Origin of the sequence: Caballeronia glathei (assembly GCF_000698595.1) — a bacterium.
In the GTDB taxonomy this organism is placed as follows: domain Bacteria; phylum Pseudomonadota; class Gammaproteobacteria; order Burkholderiales; family Burkholderiaceae; genus Caballeronia; species Caballeronia glathei.
In genome coordinates, this window is sequence record NZ_JFHC01000080.1 from 1 (window position 1) to 23,666 (window position 23,666).

25 protein-coding genes are annotated in these 23,666 nt (G+C 62.1%); 8 read left to right on the plus strand and 17 right to left on the minus strand.

Annotated elements, in window-relative coordinates:
* Positions 1-123: 123 nt before the first annotated feature.
* From BG61_RS43020 to BG61_RS32435, 9 genes are all read right to left on the minus strand, one after another.
* Complete coding sequence (locus BG61_RS43020; RefSeq protein ID WP_158447114.1) at positions 124-264, minus strand: hypothetical protein; 141 nt, start codon at positions 262-264, stop codon at positions 124-126.
* Between the two features lie 45 nt (positions 265-309).
* The gene (locus BG61_RS32400; protein WP_035938776.1) at positions 310-2,577 is read right to left on the minus strand and encodes a xanthine dehydrogenase family protein molybdopterin-binding subunit; all 2,268 of its coding nucleotides are present in this window, start codon (positions 2,575-2,577) and stop codon (positions 310-312) included.
* Positions 2,574-3,044 carry a (2Fe-2S)-binding protein gene (locus BG61_RS32405; protein ID WP_035938777.1) on the minus strand — a complete coding sequence of 157 codons (471 nt, stop codon included), beginning with the start codon at positions 3,042-3,044 and terminating at the stop codon, positions 2,574-2,576. The genes BG61_RS32400 and BG61_RS32405 overlap by 4 nt, the downstream gene beginning before the upstream one ends.
* A complete protein-coding gene (locus tag BG61_RS32410) occupies positions 3,041-4,321 on the minus strand; it encodes a cytochrome c (protein ID WP_035938780.1) in 1,281 nt (426 codons plus the stop codon). The genes BG61_RS32405 and BG61_RS32410 overlap by 4 nt, the downstream gene beginning before the upstream one ends.
* The gene (locus BG61_RS42330) at positions 4,318-4,863 is read right to left on the minus strand and encodes an alpha/beta hydrolase family protein (protein ID WP_129572307.1); all 546 of its coding nucleotides are present in this window, start codon (positions 4,861-4,863) and stop codon (positions 4,318-4,320) included. The genes BG61_RS32410 and BG61_RS42330 overlap by 4 nt, the downstream gene beginning before the upstream one ends.
* Positions 4,864-5,231: 368 nt before the next feature.
* Positions 5,232-5,429, minus strand: a complete 198-nt coding sequence (locus BG61_RS32420; protein ID WP_035938840.1) for a ribbon-helix-helix protein, CopG family — start codon at positions 5,427-5,429, stop codon at positions 5,232-5,234.
* 303 nt (positions 5,430-5,732) lie between these two features.
* Positions 5,733-6,506, minus strand: a complete 774-nt coding sequence (locus BG61_RS32425; RefSeq protein ID WP_035938784.1) for a spermine/spermidine synthase domain-containing protein — start codon at positions 6,504-6,506, stop codon at positions 5,733-5,735.
* 157 nt (positions 6,507-6,663) lie between these two features.
* The gene (locus tag BG61_RS44280) at positions 6,664-7,110 is read right to left on the minus strand and encodes a hypothetical protein (RefSeq protein WP_035938842.1); all 447 of its coding nucleotides are present in this window, start codon (positions 7,108-7,110) and stop codon (positions 6,664-6,666) included.
* 243 nt (positions 7,111-7,353) lie between these two features.
* Positions 7,354-8,115: a YoaK family protein gene (locus tag BG61_RS32435; protein ID WP_035938787.1), complete on the minus strand. Its 762-nt coding sequence runs from the start codon at positions 8,113-8,115 to the stop codon at positions 7,354-7,356.
* Positions 8,116-8,506: 391 nt separating this feature from the next.
* On the opposite strand from BG61_RS32435, the gene hyfB reads away from it, so the two are divergent.
* From hyfB to BG61_RS32465, 6 genes are read left to right on the plus strand one after another with little or no spacing between them, the layout of a single operon-like run.
* Complete coding sequence (hyfB, locus tag BG61_RS32440) at positions 8,507-10,516, plus strand: hydrogenase 4 subunit B (RefSeq protein WP_035938791.1); 2,010 nt, start codon at positions 8,507-8,509, stop codon at positions 10,514-10,516.
* On the plus strand, positions 10,513-11,463 hold the full coding sequence (locus BG61_RS32445; protein WP_035938795.1) for a respiratory chain complex I subunit 1 family protein: 951 nt from the start codon (positions 10,513-10,515) through the stop codon (positions 11,461-11,463). The genes hyfB and BG61_RS32445 overlap by 4 nt, the downstream gene beginning before the upstream one ends.
* Positions 11,464-12,123, plus strand: coding sequence for a formate hydrogenlyase (locus tag BG61_RS32450; RefSeq protein ID WP_035938798.1), 660 nt, complete (start codon positions 11,464-11,466; stop codon positions 12,121-12,123).
* Positions 12,116-13,576, plus strand: coding sequence for a hydrogenase 4 subunit F (locus BG61_RS32455; protein ID WP_035938801.1), 1,461 nt, complete (start codon positions 12,116-12,118; stop codon positions 13,574-13,576). The genes BG61_RS32450 and BG61_RS32455 overlap by 8 nt, the downstream gene beginning before the upstream one ends.
* Positions 13,577-13,579: 3 nt before the next feature.
* Positions 13,580-15,130: a hydrogenase large subunit gene (locus tag BG61_RS32460; RefSeq protein ID WP_035938804.1), complete on the plus strand. Its 1,551-nt coding sequence runs from the start codon at positions 13,580-13,582 to the stop codon at positions 15,128-15,130.
* Positions 15,130-15,657, plus strand: coding sequence for an NADH-quinone oxidoreductase subunit B family protein (locus BG61_RS32465; protein ID WP_035938806.1), 528 nt, complete (start codon positions 15,130-15,132; stop codon positions 15,655-15,657). Before BG61_RS32460 ends, BG61_RS32465 begins: the two co-directional genes overlap by 1 nt.
* Positions 15,658-15,731: 74 nt before the next feature.
* Here BG61_RS32465 and BG61_RS32470 read toward each other — a convergent pair whose 3' ends face one another.
* The 8 genes from BG61_RS32470 to BG61_RS32505 form a co-directional block, all read right to left on the minus strand.
* The gene (locus tag BG61_RS32470) at positions 15,732-16,313 is read right to left on the minus strand and encodes a hemerythrin domain-containing protein (protein ID WP_035938808.1); all 582 of its coding nucleotides are present in this window, start codon (positions 16,311-16,313) and stop codon (positions 15,732-15,734) included.
* A 70-nt stretch (positions 16,314-16,383) separates the two neighbouring features.
* Positions 16,384-16,581 (minus strand): hypothetical protein, encoded by a 198-nt coding sequence (locus tag BG61_RS32475; RefSeq protein WP_035938810.1) that lies wholly within the window; start codon positions 16,579-16,581, stop codon positions 16,384-16,386.
* Between the two features lie 298 nt (positions 16,582-16,879).
* Complete coding sequence (locus BG61_RS39495; RefSeq protein ID WP_051672940.1) at positions 16,880-17,821, minus strand: pyridoxamine 5'-phosphate oxidase family protein; 942 nt, start codon at positions 17,819-17,821, stop codon at positions 16,880-16,882.
* Positions 17,809-18,324 (minus strand): flavodoxin family protein, encoded by a 516-nt coding sequence (locus BG61_RS32485; protein WP_035938812.1) that lies wholly within the window; start codon positions 18,322-18,324, stop codon positions 17,809-17,811. Before BG61_RS32485 ends, BG61_RS39495 begins: the two co-directional genes overlap by 13 nt.
* Before the next feature lie 281 nt (positions 18,325-18,605).
* A complete protein-coding gene (locus tag BG61_RS32490) occupies positions 18,606-18,851 on the minus strand; it encodes a hypothetical protein (protein WP_035938845.1) in 246 nt (81 codons plus the stop codon).
* Between the two features lie 10 nt (positions 18,852-18,861).
* Positions 18,862-19,512 (minus strand): BON domain-containing protein, encoded by a 651-nt coding sequence (locus tag BG61_RS32495; RefSeq protein WP_035938847.1) that lies wholly within the window; start codon positions 19,510-19,512, stop codon positions 18,862-18,864.
* A gap of 50 nt (positions 19,513-19,562) precedes the next feature.
* A complete protein-coding gene (locus tag BG61_RS32500) occupies positions 19,563-19,994 on the minus strand; it encodes an Hsp20/alpha crystallin family protein (RefSeq protein WP_035938815.1) in 432 nt (143 codons plus the stop codon).
* 185 nt (positions 19,995-20,179) lie between these two features.
* Positions 20,180-21,169, minus strand: a complete 990-nt coding sequence (locus BG61_RS32505; protein WP_051672941.1) for a universal stress protein — start codon at positions 21,167-21,169, stop codon at positions 20,180-20,182.
* A 468-nt stretch (positions 21,170-21,637) separates the two neighbouring features.
* On the opposite strand from BG61_RS32505, the gene BG61_RS32510 reads away from it, so the two are divergent.
* Together BG61_RS32510 and fnr are read left to right on the plus strand one after the other, a co-directional pair.
* Positions 21,638-22,288, plus strand: a complete 651-nt coding sequence (locus tag BG61_RS32510) for a response regulator (protein WP_035938817.1) — start codon at positions 21,638-21,640, stop codon at positions 22,286-22,288.
* 528 nt (positions 22,289-22,816) lie between these two features.
* Positions 22,817-23,593 carry a fumarate/nitrate reduction transcriptional regulator Fnr gene (gene fnr, locus BG61_RS32515; RefSeq protein ID WP_035938819.1) on the plus strand — a complete coding sequence of 259 codons (777 nt, stop codon included), beginning with the start codon at positions 22,817-22,819 and terminating at the stop codon, positions 23,591-23,593.
* The last annotated feature ends 73 nt before the right edge of the window (positions 23,594-23,666 follow it).

Here is a 23,666-nt window from a genome sequence, read left to right on the forward strand (position 1 = left end):
GCACACTCTCTCAAAGGCGCCTTCAGGAGCCCTTTTCACGAGACGTGGAACATACATGGGGCGACCGCAGCTTCGTCGCGATTCAAACACGACTACAACGAGGACGAGTCGTGCAGGCTCGCTTCACGGGTCTTGGGCATCGCGAATACGGTCGAGTGCAGCCACGTCGTGTTCAACAACAATCTCGAAGATCAGCGCCGCCGCATTGCACGCACGCTGATGCGAATGCTCGGCCACCGTGCCGTCAGCGTACGACTGCTGCATCGACGGGTTCGCCCCGGCGTTGCCATTCGCGTCGGGGAACGTCTGTCAACCCTTGACGCGCCCCCGCCCCAGCGGCAAATCCCTGACCCGCATTCCAACGGCATCCGCGACCGCGTTGGCGAGTGCCGCGGCCGTAGGCCCTTGCGAGGCCTCCCCCACTCCCAGAAACGGCTTGCCCGGCCGGTCGATCAGGTCCACCTCGACTTTCTTCGGTGCCGACGAGAACCTCAAAATCGGATAGCTGCCCCACTCGAAACTGGTAATCCCGCGTGTATCGAATGTCGTCTCTTCGAACAGCGTCCAACTCGACGACTGCAGGATCCCACCCTCCACCTGGTTGCGCGCGCCATCTGGATTGACGATCTGCCCGCAATCCACCGCGCACGCCGCACGCTCCATCTTCACCGTGCCCGTGTCGCGTTCAACCATCACTTCCACCGCAATCGCGCAGTAGGCCATCAGATTCTTGTACATCGCAAAGGCGAACCCCACCCCTTGCCCGGGTGGGCGTGCACTGCCGCGCGCCGCTTTCCAGCCGAAACGCTCCGCCGCCTGGTGAATCACGTCGCGCGCACGCGGATCGTCCAGATGCCGCAGCCGAAATTCGACCGGATCCGCATGTGCCGCTGCCGCAAGCTCGTCCATGAAACTCTCGATGGCGAACACGTTGATGTATGCGCCGAGCGATCGCATCGCCGACACCCGGATCGGCATGTCGGGCAGGAAGTGCTCCTGGACATGAAGGTTCGGCACCCGATACAGCGGCACGCTGTTGCGATCGCCCCCACCTTCAGGCATCGGAATCTCCTTCGGCGGCGCCGGCTTGAGCGGTGTGGCCAGCGCCCATGTCGGCATCAGGCGCCCGGCATTCTCTATCCGGTTGTTATGCGTGTTGCTCCAGATCTCGCACTTCCAGTCCACCATCTGCCCCGACGCATCCAGCGAAGCGGTCAGGTCCGTCGTCATGGCAGGTCCGAACGGCTCCCACATGTGTTCCTGCTCGCGCATCCACTGCACCCGTACCGGTCGCCCGGGCACCGCTCGCGCAATCAGCGCTGCGTCGGCGGCGACGTCGTCGGCGCCGTTGTGTCCGTAGCAGCCGGAACCTTCCACATGCACGCACCGCACATGGTCCGGCGGCATCGAGAGCATCTCGGCCAGGCCCTTGCGCAAGGGAAATACGCCTTGCGTGTGGGTCCAGACGGTCATGCGCTCGCCTTCCATCAACGCCAGCGCACAAGACGGCCCGATCGAGCCATGTGTCAGGTAAGGCTTGGTGAAACGCGCGTGCAGAGTCTGCGCGGCAGCCGCGGCGGGCGCGCCCTTCCCGGCGACGGTAATCTCCTGCGCCGGTAACCGGCGCAAGGTCTCGTGGATCGTCGCCTGATCCGGCAGCGGCGGCCCCGCGTTCCAGCGTGCGGCGGCGGACAAGGCCCGCATCGCGAGAATCGCACGCCATTCGTCGTCGGCGACGACGGCGAGATAGCTACCGTCGCGCACGACCTTGATCACGCCCGGCATCGCCTCCACCGGCGCGATGTCCACCGACGCCAGTGTCGCGCCATAGGCGGGCGGGCGCACGGCGCGCGCATGCAGCATGTTCGGCAGGCGCATGTCCTGCACGTAGCTCGCGCCTCCGGTGACCTTGCCTGGAATGTCGACGCGCTGCATCGGCTGGCCGATGATCGTAAAGGTGCGAGGATCCTTGAGCGGCAGGCCAGGTTGCGCCTGGCGATGCAGATCCACGCCACTGACGGCCTCGCCAAAACTGATGCTGCGGCCGTCGGCGGCGTGGATCGCGCCGCTCTGCACCGCGAGCGTCGCCGCGTCGACCTGAAGCTTCGCCGCCGCCGTCTGCAGCAGCAAGCCCCTCACCTGTGCCGCGGCGTTGGCGATCGCGGTGCCGCTATCGGCCACCGAATGGCTGCCGGCCGTATAGCCTTCGTTTGGCGTGGTGGCGGTGTCGGCGGTAAGCAGGGTGATGCCGGACGGCGCGACGCCGAGCTCTTCCGCGGCGATCTGGATGAACGCCGTGCGAATGCCGGTGCCGAGTTCGGCCTTGCCGGTAAACACGGTCACGTGTCCGTGCGTGTCGATCCTGATCCATGCATCGAGCATCGGCGACGTCTTGAGACTGCCCGGCAGATCGGGCGCAGACGCGGTGAAGGTGCCGGCCTCGGTAGTCGTGGTCTGCGCCAGTGCACGCGAAGCCGCCTCCGGCAGCAGCGTGAAGGCCACCACCACGCTGCCGGCCGTGAGAAACCGGCGCCGCGCGGCGTTCTCCGGCACATCGTGGAGGGTGTCGGGCTTCATGAGTGGTTCCCGTTCGATGCGCCGCGCGCTTCGAGAATGGCCGCGAGGATGCGCATGTGGGTGCCGCAACGGCACAGGTTCGGCTCCATGTGCGCGCGGATCTCTTCGTCCGAAGGCCAGGGCGTACGGTCGAGCAGCGCCTGCGCGCGCATCACCATGCCGGCGATGCAATAGCCGCATTGCGCCGCCTGCTGGTTGATGAATGCGCGCTGCAGCTTGCCCGGTTGTTCGATCGTGCCCAGCCCTTCAATGGTCCGCACTGCCCGTTCGCCGATCGCCGCTACCGGCATCAGACACGAGAACACCGGCTCCTCGCCGACAATCACCGTGCACGCGCCGCACTGTCCAAGCCCGCAGCCGTACTTGGCGCCGTGCAGTTGCAACTGGTTGCGAAGTGCGTAAAGCAGCGGCGTGGAAGGGTCGATGTCGAGCGTGTGGCTCTCACCATTCACGGTCAGTGTGATCATGGTGCGGGTTTCTCCTTTCGGTACTTCGCCACATCGGCGGCTGTCAGCGGCCAGGGCGCCTCTTTGCTGTATTGCGAGCGCAGGTAGCGGGCGAGGTCCGCGATCTGCGCGTCGGTCAGCATGCCGGCGAACGGCGGCATCAGGCGGGCCGGCGTGCTGCCTTCGGGCGGCAGGCCGTCGAGTATCAAACGCACGACGTTGCGCGGGCTGTCGCTGTTCACGGCCGTGCCCTGCGATAGCGACGGCCTGCCGCCGATCGTCTCCATCGGCGCGTGCGCCGCGTGGCAACTCGCGCACGCGGCCTGGAACAGCGTGGCGCCGGCCTGCAGGCTGGCGGCGTTGGCAGCGGGATTTGCCTTCGGCGCGGTCGAAAGTTGCGGCGCGGGGTCGGAGGTTTGCATCGACATGACGTAGGCGGCCATGGCTTCTACGTCAGATTCCGAAGCATTGGCAAGCGAACGCGTCACCGGCAGCATGGGACCGGCCGCTGCGCCATGTTCGCTTGCGAAGCCCGTGCGCAGGTAGGACGTCAACTGCTCGCGGGTCCAGGGCGTGGGCGCATGCAGCAGCGTCTTGAGCGAAGGCGCATCCCAGCCGTCGATCACGCCGCCGTCGAAGGCCTTGCCGCCTTTCTCCGCGCCGAGCAGGTTCATCGGCGAATGACAGGCGGCGCAGTGGCCGAGCGTGTCGACGAGATAGTGCCCGCGATCCAGTTGCGCATCCTGTTGGCGGCTCATCGGCACAGGTGTGCCGGGATGCAGGAAAAGCAGGTTCCACACCGCGATGACCGGCCGGAAGTTCAGTGGAAAGATCAGCTCGTTCGCGGGTGCGCTTGCCTGGATCGGCGTGCGCGACATCATGAACGCATAGACCGCCCCGATATCTTCGTCGCTCATGTGCGTGAAATGGACGTAGGGAAACGCGGGATAAAGGAGATGGCCGTCGCTCGACACGCCGCGACGCATGGCCCGCTTGAAAGCTTCGAGCGACCAGCTGCCGATGCCCGTCTTCGCATCCGGCGTGATGTTGGTGGAGTAGAGTGTGCCGAACGGCGTGTCGATCGGCAGGCCGCCCGCGAAAGGCTTGCCACCCTTCGCCGTGTGACAGACGATGCAGTCTCCCACCGCCGCAAGCTCGGCGCCGTGCCGGATCATGGCCGCATCCGTCGCGGCGGCGGGCGTTCCCGCCGCCAGCGCGGGCTCCGACGCCGCGCGCCATCCCGCCACCCCGGCGATGCAAAGCCAGGCGATCAATACCACCGTAGCCCTACCCATCATCCAGCCTCCATGGAACGCATGAACGTGAATGCCGATCCTTGCCCGATGACGAGCGTGAGGGAAAGCGGCATTACACGCACCGGCACCCGGTCATACACGTACATCTGGTCGATCGTCACGGTGCCCGTGGCCGCATCATTGGCTGGCGTGGAGCGCGTGTCCGGAAGAATGCCGCGGCCGCTGGCGAAGATGGCGCCTTGCTTCTCGATGGACAGCGGGCCGGATATGACGGTGCCACGGTTGCCGGCTTGCGATGCGCAGGCTGCCAGCACAAGCGTAATGACAGCCGCGCGCGCGAGGCGAGCCGCAATGAATAACCTGCCTTTCATTCTTCTGTCTCTGACTTTTCGTATCGATGTCGCGGAGCCATGGAATCGTGGCGCATACACGATGCGTGCAGTGAAGCATAACGAAAACGGCCGCTCCTTGCGGGGCTCGGTCTTCCGGGCCCTCGCTAAACGGCGTTTTCTTTGCGTTTCTTGAGCGACCCGCTTCGGTTCCCGTCCTTCGACGATCGCGTCGGCGTCGAAGCGATAGGCCATCAGCGCCGCGAAAGGGACGTGGCTGCGTATGCGCTAGTCAGTGTTCGCCTTGGGCGGTCTGATCCTTCCAGAGCGTCTCGGTCGCGCGCTGCTTCTGTCCCGCATACTCGCGACAAGCTTGGAAAAATTGTGGTTAAACGCGGTGTGTGGATCACCGCGTTGCTACCTATGCGGCGCTAGGCAAGGCGTCGAGGTCGTCAAGCGTGGCGCGGAGATCATATGTTTCACCGGCGCGCCATGTTGGTCGCAATCTGGTGGCGCGCGATGCAAGCATGTCGATTCGCAGCGCAGACAGGAGGGATGGCACCGGCAGATACGGGCAACTGCTCGCCGCCGGATCGGGGGCGAAGATTTGAAACCGGCGTTACTTACGCGGTCTTTCGACGTGCGCGCGCACCGATAGTGCTCTTTGTCTTGTAGCTGACACCATGCTGCTCGAGGTATTCGCGGATCAATTGCCGAACCACCTGCGAGGGTGTCAGGTCCTGCGCTGCGCACAGTTTTTCGAATGCTTCCTTCTTCGCGGGATCAATTAGAATCGTGAGCCGGGCGCTTTTCGTTTCCATGACGGGGCCGAATCCATAGATGTTAATTTGATTATAATACATCGCTCGACCCGAGTCATCTTCATGCTGGCAAAGCGGGTAGCGCGGGAGATTCACGCTCACCAGCCCATGCTTCGTCATTGGGCTATCTGAAAGCCGGCAACGGCGCGGCTGTGTGCCCTAAAGACCCGCGCTGGACCGCAGCACATGCTGCTGCCAACTTCGTTGTCGCTTCCTGCGGTCAAATCCCTCCTCCCGGGGAATGCACCTGTTCAAACGGTCCGCGCCGTGCGAGCGGACTCCACCTACGACGAATGATTCAGCTCAACCACCTTGCCCACGTCGGTCCCAGTTTAGGCCCTTGCCATACTCGATACGAGTGGCAGTCGCATGAAGATTCACCGCGTGCCGAGCTTGAAGTGCGCACGCACGATCAAGCATTGCTGTATGGGACGGAAGTCCGCCGGTACCCTTCCACGCAAAAACAGTGACGTTGTGCGGGCTGCCTTCCGATGGCGCGAGAGCCACCGCTCCGGCAAAGACTTCCCTGAGCGAGCGCAGGTAGCGATGAAAGTCGGGTTCGTCCGTCACCAGGTTAGCTACCAGCACGCCGTCTTCACTCAGCCTGCGGCGACAGGCTTCGTAAAACGCATCGCTGCCCAGCCTGGCTGGCAGGCCGTCGGCATTGAAGCCATCGACTAGCAGCACATCGGGCCGGTGACCCGGGACGTTGACATACTGCGCGCCATCGGCACACACCACCGTAAAACGCCCATCATCGCGCGGCACGTGAAACCGGTCACGCAGCGCGATGACATCCGGGTTGATTTCCACCGCAGCAATGGTCGTGTCCGGCAAATGGCGATAGCAGTATTTCGCCAGTGAGCCGCCGCCCAGCCCGATCATGGAAATGCGGCGCGGAAAAGGCCGGAACAGCAGGAAACCCATCATGGTGCGCGTGTACCCTAACGCAAGAGCAAAAGGATCACGCCGCAACATCGTGCTCTGGACCCCGCGCGCGTCGAAGTACAGCGACACAACCTGATCGTTCTCTATGATCAGTGGCCTGTTCGGATTTCGTTTTCTTTTCTTGAGCATGATCGTACGAGTCGTTACGCGGCCAAATTTGCGGATACGTACAGAGTGACTGTCCCGTCTCAAGCGGATCAGCAGGATACCTGCACATGTGGAAATCGCAGAAACCGCCGCAAGCGTCGTACTTTCGTCAGACCGCCGCGTCGCCACGCAGTCGCACTCAATGCATGAAACTTGCAGCTACCTGCGCAAGGAAACTCCGCAGTTGCGGGTCCCAGCTTTCATCCTGCACCGCTATGTCGACCGTACCGAGACGCTTCATCTCCCGATCCAGATGGACCGCTCGAAGCCATTTTGGACGCACTGGAGTTCGAAAGAACCGTCCCTCGTCGTCCAGGAACAGACAGGGCCGTTGCCTGTATCGCGCCCCGAACAGGGAAGTTGCGTCCTGGACATGCCTGGCCGATTCCTTCTGATAGACGAAGATGACGTTGATCCCGCAATCTTCCAGGCTGTCGCAGATATCAGAAAAGCGATACAGCATCTGAAATCCGCGTTCGCCCGCCTTGCCCACACCGATGACGATCAGCCCCCGACGGCCCATCAGGTCTCGCAAGAACCGATGCGCGTAATCATGAGACAACAGCGAAATACTGGTATCAATCACGTCAATCCTCCTGCCAACGCCTGTGAACGCTCCGTCTCGCACGATCTGAACGCCGAGACCGAAAAAACGAAGGAAGCCAGCGAACAGACTATCGCTCTCACCATTGCTGAACTCTGATGATGCTTACATTATCATTGTATGTGCGTGGGTGATCGAGAACCCGCCCGCCGCTTCCGCGCCAACTCTGCGCGCGAAATGCGATGACGCCCCCGGCCGGCTCTCGCCTGTGGCCTGTCGCACCGGCTAGAGGTCGAGCCGGCAGTTCCGTCCGCGGAGATCGTCAATCAACGGGACGATCGCCAGCGCTGTCAGCAGTGCCGCCAGGGGCGTTGTCGCCGCGTATCCAATGTGGCTGAACCCCGCCGCCCCCAAAATGCCACCGGCCAGGAACATGCCCAGCATGGTTCCATGCACTTTCAGCTTCGCGCGATTGGCTTGCACGGACGGCGTGGCCGTATCCGTCCAAGGGGAATTCCAGTAGAAGAGCTTGCCGAGCTCGACGCCAATGTCGGTCACGATGCCCGTCATATGGGTGGTGCGGATTTCCGCCCCGGACAGTTTGGTCACCATGGCATTTTGCAGCCCCATGATGAAGCAGAGGAGCGCGACTGCAGCCGGTACGAACAGGGCTCCCCACAAGGCGAGGTGGCTGCCGAGCAATCCGAAGCACAGAAGCAGGCTAGCTTCGATCAGCAAAGGCAAAGCGTACTGGCTATTCAGGTGCCTGCGACGTCCCCAGTTGACGAGCACGGTCGAGCAGACCGCGCCCAGCAGGAATGAGATCAGCGACCCTGCGCCGGACAAAACCAGCGCGACGTCGCCCAGGGCAGCCTGATCGGCAATGGCGGACACGACACCGCTCATGTGGGACGTGTACTGCTTTACCGCGAGAAAGCCGCCGGCATTGGTCGCGCCGGCCACGAACGCGAGCGAGAAGCCTAGCTGCTGGTCGCCGGCGGCAGTCCGGTCCTTCCCCGTCAGAGCCCGGAAATAGTCTGCTGGCATCAGTTATTGACTCGTGTGTTTGCTTGCACCGCGCCCGGCCCAGGCAGGAACCGGAGAGGCAAGCTGTTCTCTGGACTTCCATGCGCTCCGGAAGGCCTGCATTGCCGATGCCCCGAACGGACGCAGCATCACTTTCCCGTGAATGCCACCTGAGCATCGTGTGTGGAACCGGATCGATAAAGCTGCTAGGATGATAACGCAATTACCATAGTCTGGTAACTGGATGCACCTGCAGGTCTCGCGGATCGAGCGGGACCGGGATGGGGTTCGACCTCCGTCACGCCGTCGAAAGCATGGAACGCCGCAACCGCGAGGAAGCCGTTCCGGAGCACTCCTTGTCCGGAGAATTAAGCGTCGGACAAGACATCCGAGGACATTGGAGGCAACGACAATGGAACACCTGCTGGTCATCCATTACGTGCTACTGGTCGTCATGGGCTGGCTGATCCTTGGGGTGCTCGGCCTCATCAGCCTGCGCCGCACGCCGCTGGTGGCGCACATGCTGTTTCCGGCTGGCGCGGTGTTCGGCATCCTTCTATTCGGATTGGGCCTGACGGGCGTCTTCGCGAGATCCCAGGAACTCGTCCTGCCGCTCGGGTTGCCGGACCTGCCCCTTCATCTGCGGCTCGATGGTCTGTCGTCGTATTTTCTCGCGGTGCTCGGCGTGGTGAGCACGGGCGTGAGTGCGTTCTCCGCCGGCTATTTCCGCAAGGGCGAAGGCACGCCGCCGGGGCTTATCTGCTTCGAATATCACGTGTGTCTCGCGAGCATGGCGGTGCTGCTGCTCGCAGACGATGCGTATAGCTTCATGGTCGCGTGGGAAACGATGACCGTGTCGGCTGTGTTCCTTGTAATGACCAATCACCGCATCGCGGAGATCCGCCGGGCCGCCTGGCTCTACTTCCTGATCTCCCATGTCGGTGCGCTCGCGCTCCTGCTGTGCTTCGGCCTGCTGCAAGACAATACGGGTGATTACACGTTTGCCAATATGCGCCAGCAACACCTCGACGGGTTCTGGGCATCCATCGCTTTCCTTCTGGCGTTGTTCGGTTTCGGCGCGAAGGCGGGCATTTTCCCCCTGCATGTGTGGCTACCCGAAGCTCACCCGGCCGCACCGTCACCCGTATCGGCCCTGATGAGCGGCTTTATCCTGAAGGCGGGTCTCTACGGCATGCTGCGCACGGTGTTCGACCTGCTGCACATCCAGTTCTGGTGGTGGGGCGTGCTCCTGCTGGCGCTCGGACTTTTCACCGCGCTGTTCGGGGTCGTATTCAGCGCCATACAGACGGACATGAAACGGCTGCTGGCGTACTCGTCGATCGACAACATCGGCCTGATGTTCGTCAGCATGGGTCTGACGGTCCTGTTTCGCGCGTATGAGATGAACACGCTGGCCGCCCTTTCGCTGACAGCCCTGCTCTATCAGATCGCGAGCCATGCGACGTTCAAGAGTCTGTTGTTCCTCGGCACGGGTTCCGTGCTCCACGCGACGGGCGAACGCAATCTCGGCCGCCTGGGCGGACTGATCCGCTTCATGCCCTGGACCGCCTGGGCGGCGCTCGTGGGCACGTTCACCAGCGCGGGCCTGCCTCCGCTGAGCGGCTTCGTGTCCGAATGGCTGCTCCTGCAAAGCTTTCTGTTCACGCCGGGTCTGCCGAACCCTTTCCTGAACATGGTGGTTCCGCTCGTCGCCGCGTTGATTGCCCTGGTGGCCGCGCTCGCGGGCTACACGATGGTCAAGTTCTTCGGCATCATCTTCCTCGGTCAGCCGCGCGAAGCGAAGCTGACCGAGGCACACGACGCCAGCACCTGGGAACGGGTCGCCTTCGTTTGGCTGGCGGCAGCATGCGTACTGCTGGGGCTGCTGCCGGTGCAGTTTGTGACGGTGCTGGACCGTGTCACGCAGACGTTGGTCGGCACAGGCATCGGGGCAACCGTCGCGCGCAATGGTTGGCTGCTGCTCGCGCCCACCAGCGTAGACCGGGCCAGCTACATGCCGGCCGTTTTCATGCTGTTCTTCTTTGCCTGCTGCGGGCTGGCGTGGCTGGTGGTGCGCGGTCTTTACCATGGACGCCTGCGGCGCGCGCCGCCCTGGGGCTGCGGCTATCCGTTCGTGACCGCGCGGATGCAGGACACTGCCGAGGGGTTCGGACAGCCGATCCGCGAAGTCTTCACGCCGCTATTCAAGATCGAACGACAACTGCCCTCGCCGTTCGACGAACACCCGGTCTACGACGTCGTCGTGAAGGATCGCGTGTGGCCCCTGGTTTATGAGCCGATCGAGCGGCTGGTCAAGCGCGTCGCGGCACTGGCCGGGATGCTCCAGACCGGCCGCATCGCCATTTACCTGATGCACAGCTTTCTCGTGTTGATCGTGCTGCTGATATTGGTGAGACGATGATCACGCTCTCCGGATTGCTCTCCCAGGGACTGGAGATTCTGCTCGCACTGGTGGCAGCGCCACTCTTGACGGGTTGGGTCAACATTTGCCGCGCGAGGTTGCAGAACCGCCGGGCGCCAAGTGTCTGGCAGCCCTATCGGATGCTTCACAAGCTGTTTAACAAGGAGTCGGTCGTCGCTGGCCATGCCAGCCCGCTGTTTCGTGGGGCGCCCTATGTCGTCTGGGCGTGCATGACGCTCGCTTGCGGGATCGTACCCACGCTTTCGACCGACCTGCCGCTGTCGCCGGCCGCCGACGCAATCGCGCTGGTGGGTCTTTTCGCGTTCGCCCGCATGACGATCTCACTGGCGGCGATGGACATCGGCACCGCGTTCGGCACGCTCGGCGCCCGCCGCGAGATGCTGGTCGGCTTCCTCGCGGAGCCTGCCTTGCTGATGGTCCTGTTTTCGGCGTCGCTGATCACGAAGTCGAGCTTGCTGACCACCATCGTCGCCACGCTCAGCCATCGCGAACTGGCAATCTATCCAAGCCTCGCATTCGCGGGGATCGCCTTCACGATGGTCTCGCTTGCTGAAAATGCGCGCCTGCCAGTCGATAACCCGACCACGCACCTCGAACTGACGATGATCCACGAGGCGCTGATCCTCGAGTATTCCGGCCGGCATCTCGCTCTGATGGAATGGGCCGCGAGCCTCAAGCTGTTTGCATACTCCTGCATCGGTCTCGCCTTGTTCGTTCCGTGGGGAATCGCGGAGGGCGGCAATCCCACGGCACTGCTGCTTGCCATACCGGCCCTTCTCGTCAAGTTGCTGGCCGGGGGCGCGGCGCTCGCGGCCGTCGAGACGGCCAATGCAAAGATGCGCATTTTCCGCGTGCCCGAGTTTCTTGCGACGGCCTTCCTGCTGGCCGTCATCGGCATGCTCGTCCACTTTCTGCTGGGGGCTTGAATGCACGGGTTCGCGACGCAGATCATCAATTTCCTGGCGGCCATCCTGCTGCTGGTGTCGTTTGCGATGCTCAGCCAGCGTCGCATCCTGTCGCTGATCCATCTTTATACGCTGCAAGGCTTGACACTCGTGTCGGCCAATGTCGTTCTAGGATTCGTCACGGCCGACACGCACCTCTATATCTCCGCGATGCTCACCCTGGTGCTCAAGGTCGGCGTGATCCCCTGGATCCTTTACAGGCTGGTGCAGCGACTCAACGTCAAAGCAGATGTGGAGTCCCTCCTCAACATTCCCGCGACCCTGCTGATCGGCATCGTGCTCGTGATCGTCGCGTTCAATGTCGCCTCGCCGGTCAGCCAGCTCGCCTCGTCGGTCGCCCGCGGCACGCTCGGCATCGCACTCGCCTGCGTGCTGCTTTCTTTCATGATGATGATTACGCGCGCCAAGGCGATTCCGCAGGTGATCGGGTTCCTGTCGATGGAAAACGGCTTGTTTTTTGCCGCTGCCGCGGCGACCAACGGCATGCCGATGATCGTCGAACTCGGCATCGGACTCGATGTGCTGGTGGGCATCCTGATTCTCGGCGTGTTCATGTTCCAGATTCGCGAGCAGTTCGACAGTCTGGACATTCATCACCTTGAAAAGCTCAAAGATGACTGAAGCCTGGGTACTGCTGCTGGTTTTCGGAATCCCGCTGCTTGCCGGCGCGTGCCTGGCGATCGTCGGGCAACATCGTCTCGCCGCGGAACTGAATGTCGGCTTCAGTTTTCTGACCTTTGCCGCCGCCACGCTGCTCGCCGTGCAAACCGTGGCGCACGGGCCTGCGTTCGCTTTGGGCAAACTCTTCTTCGTCGACCCGCTGAACGTGTTCCTGGTCGCGCTGACAGCCTTCGTCGGCTGGACCACCTCGATCTTTTCACGTCCGTACATGCGGGTCGAGTGCGACCGCGGCAGGATGACTGGCGCACGCATGCGCCTTTATCACAGCATGTACCAGCTATTCATCTTTGCCATGCTGCTCGCGCTGCTCACCAATAACATGGGCATCCTGTGGGTCGCGATGGAAGCCGCCACACTCGTGACCGTGCTGCTCGTCAGCGTCTATCGCACCGCGGCAAGCCTCGAAGCCGCCTGGAAATACTTCATCCTGTGCGGGGTCGGCATCGCGCAGGCTCTGTTCGGCACGATTCTTCTCTATCTGGCCGCAAGCCGGCAGTTCGCCGGCGGCGATGCGCTGCTATGGACCAGCCTGAACGCGATCAAGGGGACCCTCGACCCGACCATCATTTCACTCGCGTTCGTGTTCCTGCTCGTCGGCTATGGCACCAAGGTCGGCCTGGTACCCATGCACAACTGGTTGCCCGATGCGCACGCCGAGGGCCCGACACCGATTTCGGCCGTGCTCTCCGGTCTGCTGCTCAATGTCGCGCTATATGCGGTGCTGCGCTGCAAGGTGCTTGCCGATGGCGCACTCCAGAATGGTCTTCCGGGGCGCCTGCTGATCGGTTTCGGACTGGTCTCCGTACTGGTCGCGACCTTCTCCTTGTTCCGGCAGAAAGACGTCAAGCGACTGTTTTCATATTCGTCGATCGAGCACATGGGCCTGATGACGTTCGCGTTCGGTCTGGGCGACCCCACCGCGACCTTTGCGGGACTGCTGCATATGACGGTTCATTCGCTCGTCAAGTCGGCTATCTTCTTCACCGTCGGGCACGCGGCGCAGAAGGCCGGCACGCAGACAATCGACGATATCCGCGGATTGCTGCGCGTGAGTCCGACGGTCGGATGGGGCATGGTGCTCGGCGCGCTCGCGATCGTCGGCATGCCGCCGTTCGGCGTCTTCGCGAGCGAATTCCTCATCCTGACGACAGCGATGAGGAGTCTGCCGTGGGCGACCCCCTTCCTGTTGCTTGCTCTTGCGGTGGGATTCGCGGCGATCTTTGCGCGCGTGCTGGGCATGGCGTTCGGCGACACGACCGTCAAGCGTCTCGAGCACCCGCCAGCGCTGCTGCCTGTGTTCGTTCATCTGGGCCTCGCGCTGATGCTGGGCCTCTATATTCCGCCGTATCTTGCCACGTGGTATCGGCAGGCGGTGGCCATGATTGCGGGGTAAGGCATGCGCGTTGATGCTCTTGGTTTGCCGGACACGATACGCCTGTCCGCGTTCACAGGCAGGTCCTCCGCTTTTCTCGCGCGCGTCGATTCCGCCGCGTGGAGTCGCACCGCCGCGACAGTGCGGGAGACGGGCGGCCGGCTGATCTCATTGTGGGGCACCGAGGAGACTGCGGGCGCACTCGTGGTCAGCGCAGCCTATGCGATGGAAGACGGCATCCTGTGGCTTCAGATGGCAATCGGTGACGAAGACGGATACCCGGATCTATCGATTGTCTTTCCGTGCGCCACGCGTATGCAACGGGCTGTCTACGATCTGCTCGGGCTGCGCGCGATCGGGGCCGGCGACACCCGGCCCTGGCTGAATCACGGCAGCTGGCCCGCCGATTACCACCCGCTGCAAGAGAGCGCTACCGGCACCGAACAGTTCGAGTCGCTGGAAGCGGACTATCCCTTCGTGCCGGTCGCAGGCGACGGCGTCCACGAGATCGCCGTGGGTCCGATCCATGCGGGTGTGATCGAGCCAGGGCATTTCCGTTTCTCCGTTGTCGGCGAAAAGGTGCTGCGGCTCGAAGAACGACTGGGCTATGCGCACCGGGGTGTCGAGAAGCTGTTTGAACGGACGCCGCTGCTGCTCGGGCATCGGCTGGCGGGGCGGATCGCAGGAGACACGACTGTCGCCTTTTCGTGGGCCTATTGCATGGCGGTCGAACGCGCGTTGAACGGGCGGATTCCGCCACGCGCACAGTGGCTGCGTGCGCTACTGCTCGAACGCGAACGTATTGCCAATCATCTGGGTGATCTGGGAGCGCTCGGCAACGATGCCGGATTCGCCTACGGCCTCGCGCAGTTTTCCCGGCTGAAAGAAGACTGGCTGCGCCTGAATGACGAGGCATTCGGGCATCGTCTTCTCATGGACCGGATCGTCCCTGGAGGCATATCAACCGACCTCGATGCGCGCTTCGTCGCCACGATGCTGACGCAGTGCGATCGGATCGACGCGCAGGTCCGCGTGATGCAGCGCGTCTACGAGGATCAATCGGGACTGCAGGATCGCTTCGCGGGTTCAGGGGTGCTCTCCGCCAAAGTGGCAGAGCACTTCAGCGTGTGCGGCCTCGTCGGGCGGGCAAGCGGCAGGATAACCGACCTGCGCGTCGATCATCCATACGCGCCCTATCACGAGATTCAGACGCAGGTGGTCAGCGACGACCGGGGTGACGTGGCAGCCCGCGTCGCGGTCCGCTTTGGTGAAATCTACGAGTCCATGCGGTTGATCCAGACCCTCCTCGCCGGTCTGCCTGACGGAGACATTGTCACGCCGCTCGAACACGACCAGCCACCGTCCCGCGGAGTGGGCTGGATCGAAGGCTGGCGCGGCGACGTGTTTGTCGCCCTCGAGAGCGGTGAAAACGGGACCATTTCCCGCTGCCACTGCCATGACCCGTCATGGCAGAACTGGCCGGCGCTGGAGCACGCGATCATCGGCAATATCGTTCCCGACTTTCCGTTGATCAACAAGTCGTTCAACCTGAACTATGCGGGGCACGACCTGTAATGTGGCAACTTCTCAAACAGATTGCGCGAACCGGTACGCCCAACGAACGCGCACCGCAAGGCGACGACGCGTGGCATACCGAAAGCCAGCAGATCCAGCAGGATATTCTCGATGTGCTCGGCCGCGCTCTGTGCATCCGGCAGATCGATGGGGGCTCGTGCAACGGATGCGAACTGGAGATCCATGCGCTCAACAATCCCTATTACAACATCGAGGGCATGGGCATCCGGTTCGTCGCGAGCCCCCGTCATGCGGACATGCTGCTCATCACCGGCCCGCTGACGCTCAACATGAGGGAAGCCGTCTGGCAGGCCTACGAGGCAACGCCTCATCCAAAGCTGGTTGTCGCCGCCGGCGAGTGTGCATGTACGGGTGGCATGTTCAGGGATAGCTATGCCGTATCCGGGCCACTATCGACACTCCTTCCTGTCGACGTCACCATCCCGGGGTGTCCTCCGCCGCCCATCGATCTCCTCAAGGGCATTCTCACCGCCCTTCGGGTGAAAGGCGCGACCCTCCCGCCATGATCGAGTTCACGCGTGTGATGGATAGAGCGGATTCTCAATGGGGGTGGTGAACCAGACCAACCCGCACACCATATTCAGGCGACGTTATTCGGGATTGTATTCACGATCACCGAATACAGATGGTCGAGATCACCCTCGAGCTCGCTGCTGTCGAACGGGTCACGATTGGCGCCAAACGCTTCATCCAGTTCTATCCAGTCTCCAGTGTTGAGGAATCGCAACGCAGCGGGCAAAACCACTTCCTCCTCCAGCCGGCGGTGGTCACTGTAAAAGGCCTCGTATTCTTCTACCATCTTGCGCAATGCGGGAATCGCTGAATCCCCGTCCACCTCATATCGTGTCAATGCGCGTTCAAGACTTCGTACCCGCGCTTCGCCCTGTACATGCTGTGCTTCCAGCTCATCGATGACGTCGTCCAGTTCATTCGTGCGCAATCGCAAGCGCATGAACAAATACTTGTCTTCCTTAGGGTGATGCACCTGTTCTGGATATTCGCGAACGTAGTAAAGCATTGCCCGCAACACCATCGGTCCGGGCGCATGTGAACCCGAATCCAGCGCGTCGACAAACCGCCTCATGCCGTTGACCACCGCCGAAAGCTGTTGATGCTCTCGGATAATGGTCTGTACCGCCCTCCTCGCTACTGGCTGTTGCATGTCATCCTCCTATAGGCCGCAGCAAACGCGTGACTTTCGCTGCGTGCATTTTCACTAACCCGGGTGTTGACTAGCGCATTTTTCCGACTGACCTGAGCACCGAGCGGCCTTGCGTCGTCAAATGCGCATGTGCGTAACCTGAAGCCAGTTTTTCCAGCGAAACAAGCTGACGCTCGCACAAGGCGTCCAGATCCTCGAGTTCCAGATTGTTCGAGTACTGGTTTGTCTCAAGCAGCATGAGCGCTGCAATCTCATGTGGGCTGAGCATTGTCGTCTCCGTTGATCTGAGTTCCCGCCCATCGGGACACGTTTCAAGAATAGATGTTCACTAAAGGCTGTGGACGCGCATTTTGTCGCATGCTGCTGGACTTCAAATCGACAGTGCAATAGGTGACCGGAACGCGCTTACGAGAGGACGTCGAAAGAAGACGTGTGCTGACAACCGACCTAAGCGGTAGCGGTAAATTGTCGACCGGAAGCACGATCCACAGCCGGGTAGAACAGTTTAGGAATCTATATGACGATTGAGTGATGGATCGGATCGTCTTCCATACACTTCATCATCCTCAAGATTGTTCTCGTGAAATAAACAGTGATGGAAACTCCACGCAGATGATGTTTCCTGGAAAGCCGCGCATAGTCCAATTCAACCCGATCTCCTTTCCGTCTACACGGGGCGTCGGTACCTTTTCATTCGGTTGGAGTAGATCATGTTTGCGCATTTTCTTGAAAGGCTGGACAGGTGGATCGCACGGTGGGAGGAGTGCCGCGACGTTGAATATCTTTCGCGCGCGTCGGATCTTGCCGACCTCGAAAGGCGCTTGCGCGCCATCGAACGCCACAGCTGCGAGATGTGCGGTAGACGGGAACCCTGAAAATAGCCTGCTGGAGCCAGCATGCGCACCACACGCCCGCCTAATCGCACGGTCTTTTGTGTCACCGCGCGTAAATCGCGCTCCAGCAGATTCATCGCGGTATCGCCTCGAAGACTGGCGGTGAATCCACCGTCTAGCCGAGGGGGCGTTCAGATCGCCCGCGCCTATCTCGACCGTCTCGCTATAGCTAAACGCCTTTGTGTAGTCGATCAGGCTGACGATACTGGGCACGAGTTCGACGAAGACGATCTGTCCGGGGCCGGTAGGCGGCGATACGTCCCACGCAGCCGAGAACCGCTGTCGCAGCATGTTCATTGCCCGCGCGCTCCCGGCGGCGTCGTCGGCCAGAACGTGGGCGATCGCGGCCATCGATAGCCCTTGAATCTGGCTCCAGTCGTCGTATGGAAGCGTGATCGCGAGCGAAATCTTGCCGCAACGCTGGATGTTCCTGATCTTCGTGCTGTAGCGGGATGTGCCGAAGTAAAGAACCAGCCCGTCGAACGCATAGCTCACCGTGTTGACCTGTGGATAGCCGTCTTCGCGCACCGTCGCGAGTGCGAGATGGCGCCCCTGCGCGAGGATTCCGACGACCTTGCGCTTCAATCCGTCGTCCATGGCAGTCAAGCCATCCATTCGAGTTCGTCGAGACGGGCGCACTTGTATGCGAGCCGGTGCGTGAAGATATCGATCAGGCGACGCTCCTCCCCGCGCCGTATTTCGCGTGCCGCAATAGCGCAGGTCGCAAGCGGCCGCCTTTGCGCGAGCGAACCCATCTGCGCCAGAGCCGCGTCGTGCCCGCGTCCGCCAAGCGTGCAGAAAAACGCAACGCGGCGCAACTGTGACCGGTTGGCGAGGAGCCAGGCGCGCACGGGAGACGAGACGGAAGCCGCCCAGACCGGCGTGCCGATTACGACGAGTTCGTACGAGGAGATGTCGTGTCTCACCGGCGCGACGCGTACCGGGCGCCCGGTGATGACATCGATGAGCGAGCGCATGTAGCCGCGCAAGCCCGAGCGATCGGCTTCCTCGACAATCTCCTCGATATCCGCCTCCAGCGCGGCTGCCAGCGACAGCGCGACCCTGCGCGTGATACCGGTGCGCGAAAAATACACGACGAGATTCCTGGCGTGCGGCATGGCGCCCTCCTTTGTCAAGCTGGGCTTTGCATCTCGCCGTGGCGAGCGACGTCATCAGCATAGGGACGGCACGTCGCGCAAAGATGATCTGGATCAATCAACCCACCCGGCATGCACGGCGTCATTGATCCCGCGACACCTGATCTGCATCAATCCCATGGCCGGATTGGCGAAAGATTCCGTTGGAGCTGCGAAGTACCCACGCATCGCCCGTCTGTCGAACTCGCGCCTCCATGAAGCGTGGAGCATTGAGGCGGGGTACCGTGCCGCGCGGGCGGCCGCTACGGATGAAGACCGATGGTCCTGGAGCGTTTCAGGCCGACCCACACCATGCCCTCCTGCAGACCGGCCAGGATCGCGTCGCGCTCCCTGTCGAATACCGCGCCGTGCACGAAGCCATGCTCGAAGCGACTGCCGTCCGGGCCCATCAGCTCGACGCAAATTGAGCATTCGAACCCATGCGCGACTTCGCGGGTGTTGGCAAGAACGCGCCAGTCGGCGCAACCTACAGTACCGGAAAGTGCCACCGAGAACTCCTTACTCCACTTCGAGGTCGTCGACCACCGCATGCACGCCGCCTGTCGACCACGCCGCGCCTCGTGCAGCCTCGCGCTCCGCGTAGGTACCCACCGTGCCCGAAAGCCTCACGATGCCGTCGGACACTTCGATATGAATGTGCTTCGCCTCTCGTTCGGCATGCCGTTGCAAAGCGCGGCCGATCTGCTCGCCTATGTTCTCCGCCGTGTGATCAGCATGCACGTGGATCAGGTTCGTGACGCCCGTCACCCCCCGCATGTGGGCAATCTTTTGCGCAGCGGCCTGGCTTTGGAAAGGCCAGTCAACATCGCCCAGCAGCGTCACCCACCCTTTTTCCACCTGAACCTTCACCGCGCCTTCGCGCAGTCCGGCGGTCCAGTGCAGGAGCGAATCCGCTGCGCGCGCGATGTCGGCATCGTTGCGGATGTCGTCGTGGGGCAGCCGCACTTTCATGTCGATAACGACCGCCTTGACTCCCGAGACCCGCTGGGCCGCTTTTTCTGCCGCCACCTTTTCCGCATAGCTCGACGGGTGACCCGACAGCGTGACGATGCCGTCCCTTACCTCGACGCCGATGTTCGTCGCTTCGACCTCCGGCGTCCAGTCAAGCTCCTCTTCCACATCCTGCTTCACTTTCCGGTCGGACTTCACGTCGGCCTCCTCGATCATCGCTGCGGCGCAATGAAACTCGCGCGCCAGGTTCACTTGATTTGCAGGCGTTTCTGCTCTGAAGGCGCTTTTTTCGGCAGCGTGAGCGACAGCACTCCGTCCTGATACTGCGCGGTGGCACTTGCCTCGTCGATGTCACTCGCAAGGGAAAACGAGCGACTGACAGCCCCGCTATAACGCTCCCGGCGAATGACCCGTTCCCCTTCCTTCTCTTCGCTGTTCCGTTCGACCTTAGCGTTGATCGAAACCACGTTGCCGTCGATCTTGACGTCGATGTCCTTCTTGTCGACGCCCGGCAATTCCGCCGTCACCCGATAGGCGATATCGGTTTCCGCGACGTCGATCTTGACCTGTGTGAGCGGTGCGCCTTCAGGCGTCATTGCACGCAAGGGACGAAAGAAGCCCTGGAACAATTCGGATACGGGATCGACTGCAAACGGATCGAAGTGTGTCAGATTGCTCATCGCGTATCTCCTTGGGGTCTCGATGTGAAGCGACGGAGCCGGCGCTCTGGTGACGATCCGGCCCGACGTGATGGCCCGGCAACAAAGCGTCTGCCCGGCCGCAAGAAAACTTTAGGCTCACCGGTCAGTACCGGGTTGACCTGGGTCAATTGGTACGATCGGGCGTGAATGGATGAGCGTGTCTGTCACACGCCCGGCTTGCCGTCTCTCTGTCTCACCAGAATCAGCGGAATGCGTGCGAACTCGGCCACGCGCGCCGAAACGCTACCGAGCATCCAGCGCGCGACACTTCGCCTGCCATGAGTGCCCATCGCGAGCAGGTCGGCTTGCCACCGGGTCGCCTCTCGCAAGATCGCAGTGGGAACGTCGTCACCGGTACGGTCGGTGCGCGCGAGGTATGTCTCGTACTCGATGCGATCGGCACTAAGGGAACCGGCAAAGGCATCCATCGACCTCGAAAGCGCGACCCGGCCCTCGGCCTCGAACGCATCCTGCAAGCCTTGCGACACATGCTCCGTTACTCGTGTCGCCCGATCGATGACATAAAGAACCTTTATGCGAGCCGGTTCGGTCGCGAGCCCGATGGCTGTGCGCAACGCATCCATGGATGCCGGACTGCCATCGACTGCTGCAAGGATTCGCTGCGGCCGGGCGCTGCGGGACGTTTCGCCTCCCTGCGGTACGACGAGGATCGTGCACCCTCCTATTCGCATGTCCGGCGCTCCCGCCGCCCGTTCGACCCACCGCACCAGTCCGCGATGGTGACGCGCACCGAGGATCATCAGATCCGCCTCCCACGTCTGCGCCGCATTGGCGATGGCATGCGCCGCGTCGCCGCCATCCGCAATGAGATCAACCACTTTCGTGAAAACCGCGGCACCCGACTCGTTGACGAGTTGGCATGCTTCGGCCACACGCGCATTCACCTCCCTTAACAGCCTGGCATGAGCCGCGTTCTGGTTGAAGTCGGCGAGTGGACCCAGCGGTATAGCCGCGCGAGCGTTTTCGAGAACACCGACGATCTGCACCTGCGCCCCGGTGCCCGCCAACGTCCGCACGAGCATAGCGGAGGCGGCGACAACGGTGGTCGAATCGACACACAGCAGGATTCTATGAAAGCCGATGCGGTGCGGTGTGCCGGCGGTTGACGCGTTCATGAAGGGCTTCTGTGTCATGCCCGCCTCGCCTGGTCGTGATCGAATGGAGTTCAGTCCGCGCATATCACGCGGTTACCGAACGACTGTATGCGCGGAGCCAGTCCGAGCGTTGACCTGGATCAAGCGACGCATTTCGGTCGAAAGAACTCCGGACTCCGGCGTAGACTGGGGAATCCCCGCCGTCGCAGCCGTTCGAGGCGGTGGGGCGCCTCGCCGATGGCCGCGTTCGTTGGACCGTTCAGGGGAATCGTCTCCCGGCTGGCACGTCGTACGGCGATCGGCGACAATGATTCCCAGGACCGATCCGGCTCCTCCCTCGCGGCCGAATGTCCTGCGCATCTGCGTCTGACACCCGCGGACGAGCCCGCCGGCGCGGAACGTGACCCCTCCCGGCGCCCACACGGTCTTCAGGCCGTGTTCGACCACCGGGGCTACGCGGTGACTGCCTCTTTCGCTTGCACACCGTGCGACTGGAGCAATCGCATCATGACCATCAAGGTATTGATCGCGGACGATCATGCCCTCGTGCGTGACGGGCTGCGCCACATCCTGACGAACGCCTCCGGTTTCGAAGTAGCGGGAGAAGCCTGCGACGGCGCCAGCACGATCGCGCTCGTGCGCTCGACCGACGCTCAGGTGCTCGTGCTCGATCTCTCGATGCCGGGTCGCACCGGCGTCGAACTCATCAAGCAGGTCAAGGAAGAAAAGCCGGCCATGCGCATTCTCGTGCTCACCATGCACGCCGAGCATCAATACGCGGCGCGCGCGTTCAAGGCCGGGGCGTCGGGCTATCTGACGAAGGAAAGCGCGAGCGCGGAATTGGTCGCCGCTGTCAGCAAGGTGGCGGCGGGCGGGGTTTACGTGAGCCTCGCGATGGCGGAGCGGTTCGCGCAAAGCCTCACCGAGTCGACGGACGCCTTGCCGCATCAACGGCTCTCTGACCGTGAATTCGAGGTTTTCCGCCGAATTTGCGCGGGCGAAACCATCACCCAGATCGGCGAGGCGCTGTGCGTGAGCGTCAAGACCGTCAGCACCTACAAGGCTCGCATCTTCGAAAAGATGCAGATGCCCCACGAAGCGGCGCTCGTGCGCTACTCCATGCGCCACAAGCTTTTCGACGACAACGAGGAAGTCTGAAAGCTTGACAATGCGTGTCGGAAACTCCCTACAACGCTTCCGAAACACCTACCGCAAGTTCCACCACCACCGATTTTATTTTGAGATGGCGCGTCCAATAATTGGATAACGAAGCCAGCCCAACTGCGCGTCACGCCAGAAAGTATGTCGGGTGGAGGATTCGATGTTCATCCGTCAATGACTGGCGGCGATGCTGACAGGCGCCGAGGTTGTCGGCGTGGCGCAGGAGCCGGAAGCGACCCTCAAACGCATCGCGGCAACCGGTGCCGATGTGGTGGTGGTCGGGTTACGTGTGGCGGGTGAAAGCGGGTTGAACCTTGTCGCCCGCTGCGCGCGCGAGTGTCCGCGCTTCGTCGTTATCGTGCTCACCGATGCGTCGGGTGCTGCATTTCGCCACGCCCGTTCGTCAGCAGGAGCCGACTACTCTTTCGACATGGCGGCTGAATACGACCCCGCGCGCGCCACGATCGAATGTCTCGCCCGTGCGCGTGTGTTGACGAAATGCGGTCTGATCATCAGGAGACGAGCATGTATGCCGAGATCGAAAGCAGGATCGACGTGCCGCAATCGGCAACCCTGCCGCACCGTACGCTGCCGATCGCCGACGCCAGTCCAAGGCGCGCCGGCGGGAAATGTTCGAGCTGTGCGATGAAGCGCATCTGCATGCCGCCCGATCTCTCGGCGGATGAACTCGCACGGCTCGACTCGGTCGTCTATACGACGCGTGTCGTCAAGCGAGGCGAGACGCTGTATCGCACGGGAGACGGCTTTCATAGCATCTATGCAGTGCGCGCCGGATGTTTCAAGACGGTGTTGATGCATCGCGACGGACAGGAACAGGTGACGGGTTTCCAGCTCGCGGGCGACGCGCTCGGTCTTGACGGAGTGTATTCGGATCGACACGACTGCGATGCGGTGGCGCTGGAGGACAGCATCGTGTGCATCATTCCGTTCGATCTGCTCGAATTGCTGTGCCGTGAGGTCAAGTCGATACAACATCATGTTCACCGCCTCATGAGCGGCGAGATCGTGCGCGAATCGGGACTCATGATGCTGCTCGGGACCATGACGGCCGAACAGCGCGTCGCCGCGTTTCTCCTGAATCTTTCCTCGCGTCTGAAGGCGCGCGGCTATTCGCCTGACGAATTCGTTCTGCGCATGACCCGTGAGGAAATCGGCAGCTATCTCGGCCTGAAGCTCGAAACGGTCAGCCGCACGTTGTCGAAGTTTCGGAAGGCAGGGGTCCTCCGTACCCATGGCAAGGAAATCCGCATTGCCGATCACGCCAGACTCGCGAAGGTGTGAGCCAACCCCTTTATGCATGCGCGCGAGGTTCGTGATTCACGATTCGCATTTCATCGACAGGGCCGATCGCCGC

What these genes read in the sequence shown, in the direction of transcription:
- BG61_RS43020 (WP_158447114.1), bottom strand. Translation starts at nt 264, where the DNA reads ATGCAGCAGTCGTACGCTGACGGCACGGTGGCCGAGCATTCGCATCAG.
- BG61_RS32400 (WP_035938776.1), bottom strand. Translation starts at nt 2,577, where the DNA reads ATGAAGCCCGACACCCTCCACGATGTGCCGGAGAACGCCGCGCGGCGC.
- BG61_RS32405 (WP_035938777.1), bottom strand. Translation starts at nt 3,044, where the DNA reads ATGATCACACTGACCGTGAATGGTGAGAGCCACACGCTCGACATCGAC.
- BG61_RS32410 (WP_035938780.1), bottom strand. Translation starts at nt 4,321, where the DNA reads ATGATGGGTAGGGCTACGGTGGTATTGATCGCCTGGCTTTGCATCGCC.
- BG61_RS42330 (WP_129572307.1), bottom strand. Translation starts at nt 4,863, where the DNA reads ATGGCCTATCGCTTCGACGCCGACGCGATCGTCGAAGGACGGGAACCG.
- BG61_RS32420 (WP_035938840.1), bottom strand. Translation starts at nt 5,429, where the DNA reads ATGGAAACGAAAAGCGCCCGGCTCACGATTCTAATTGATCCCGCGAAG.
- BG61_RS32425 (WP_035938784.1), bottom strand. Translation starts at nt 6,506, where the DNA reads ATGCTCAAGAAAAGAAAACGAAATCCGAACAGGCCACTGATCATAGAG.
- BG61_RS32435 (WP_035938787.1), bottom strand. Translation starts at nt 8,115, where the DNA reads ATGCCAGCAGACTATTTCCGGGCTCTGACGGGGAAGGACCGGACTGCC.
- hyfB (WP_035938791.1), top strand. Translation starts at nt 8,507, where the DNA reads ATGGAACACCTGCTGGTCATCCATTACGTGCTACTGGTCGTCATGGGC.
- BG61_RS32445 (WP_035938795.1), top strand. Translation starts at nt 10,513, where the DNA reads ATGATCACGCTCTCCGGATTGCTCTCCCAGGGACTGGAGATTCTGCTC.
- BG61_RS32450 (WP_035938798.1), top strand. Translation starts at nt 11,464, where the DNA reads ATGCACGGGTTCGCGACGCAGATCATCAATTTCCTGGCGGCCATCCTG.
- BG61_RS32455 (WP_035938801.1), top strand. Translation starts at nt 12,116, where the DNA reads ATGACTGAAGCCTGGGTACTGCTGCTGGTTTTCGGAATCCCGCTGCTT.
- BG61_RS32460 (WP_035938804.1), top strand. Translation starts at nt 13,580, where the DNA reads ATGCGCGTTGATGCTCTTGGTTTGCCGGACACGATACGCCTGTCCGCG.
- BG61_RS32465 (WP_035938806.1), top strand. Translation starts at nt 15,130, where the DNA reads ATGTGGCAACTTCTCAAACAGATTGCGCGAACCGGTACGCCCAACGAA.
- BG61_RS32470 (WP_035938808.1), bottom strand. Translation starts at nt 16,313, where the DNA reads ATGCAACAGCCAGTAGCGAGGAGGGCGGTACAGACCATTATCCGAGAG.
- BG61_RS32475 (WP_035938810.1), bottom strand. Translation starts at nt 16,581, where the DNA reads ATGCTCAGCCCACATGAGATTGCAGCGCTCATGCTGCTTGAGACAAAC.
- BG61_RS39495 (WP_051672940.1), bottom strand. Translation starts at nt 17,821, where the DNA reads ATGGATGGCTTGACTGCCATGGACGACGGATTGAAGCGCAAGGTCGTC.
- BG61_RS32485 (WP_035938812.1), bottom strand. Translation starts at nt 18,324, where the DNA reads ATGCCGCACGCCAGGAATCTCGTCGTGTATTTTTCGCGCACCGGTATC.
- BG61_RS32500 (WP_035938815.1), bottom strand. Translation starts at nt 19,994, where the DNA reads ATGAGCAATCTGACACACTTCGATCCGTTTGCAGTCGATCCCGTATCC.
- BG61_RS32505 (WP_051672941.1), bottom strand. Translation starts at nt 21,169, where the DNA reads ATGACACAGAAGCCCTTCATGAACGCGTCAACCGCCGGCACACCGCAC.
- BG61_RS32510 (WP_035938817.1), top strand. Translation starts at nt 21,638, where the DNA reads ATGACCATCAAGGTATTGATCGCGGACGATCATGCCCTCGTGCGTGAC.
- fnr (WP_035938819.1), top strand. Translation starts at nt 22,817, where the DNA reads ATGTATGCCGAGATCGAAAGCAGGATCGACGTGCCGCAATCGGCAACC.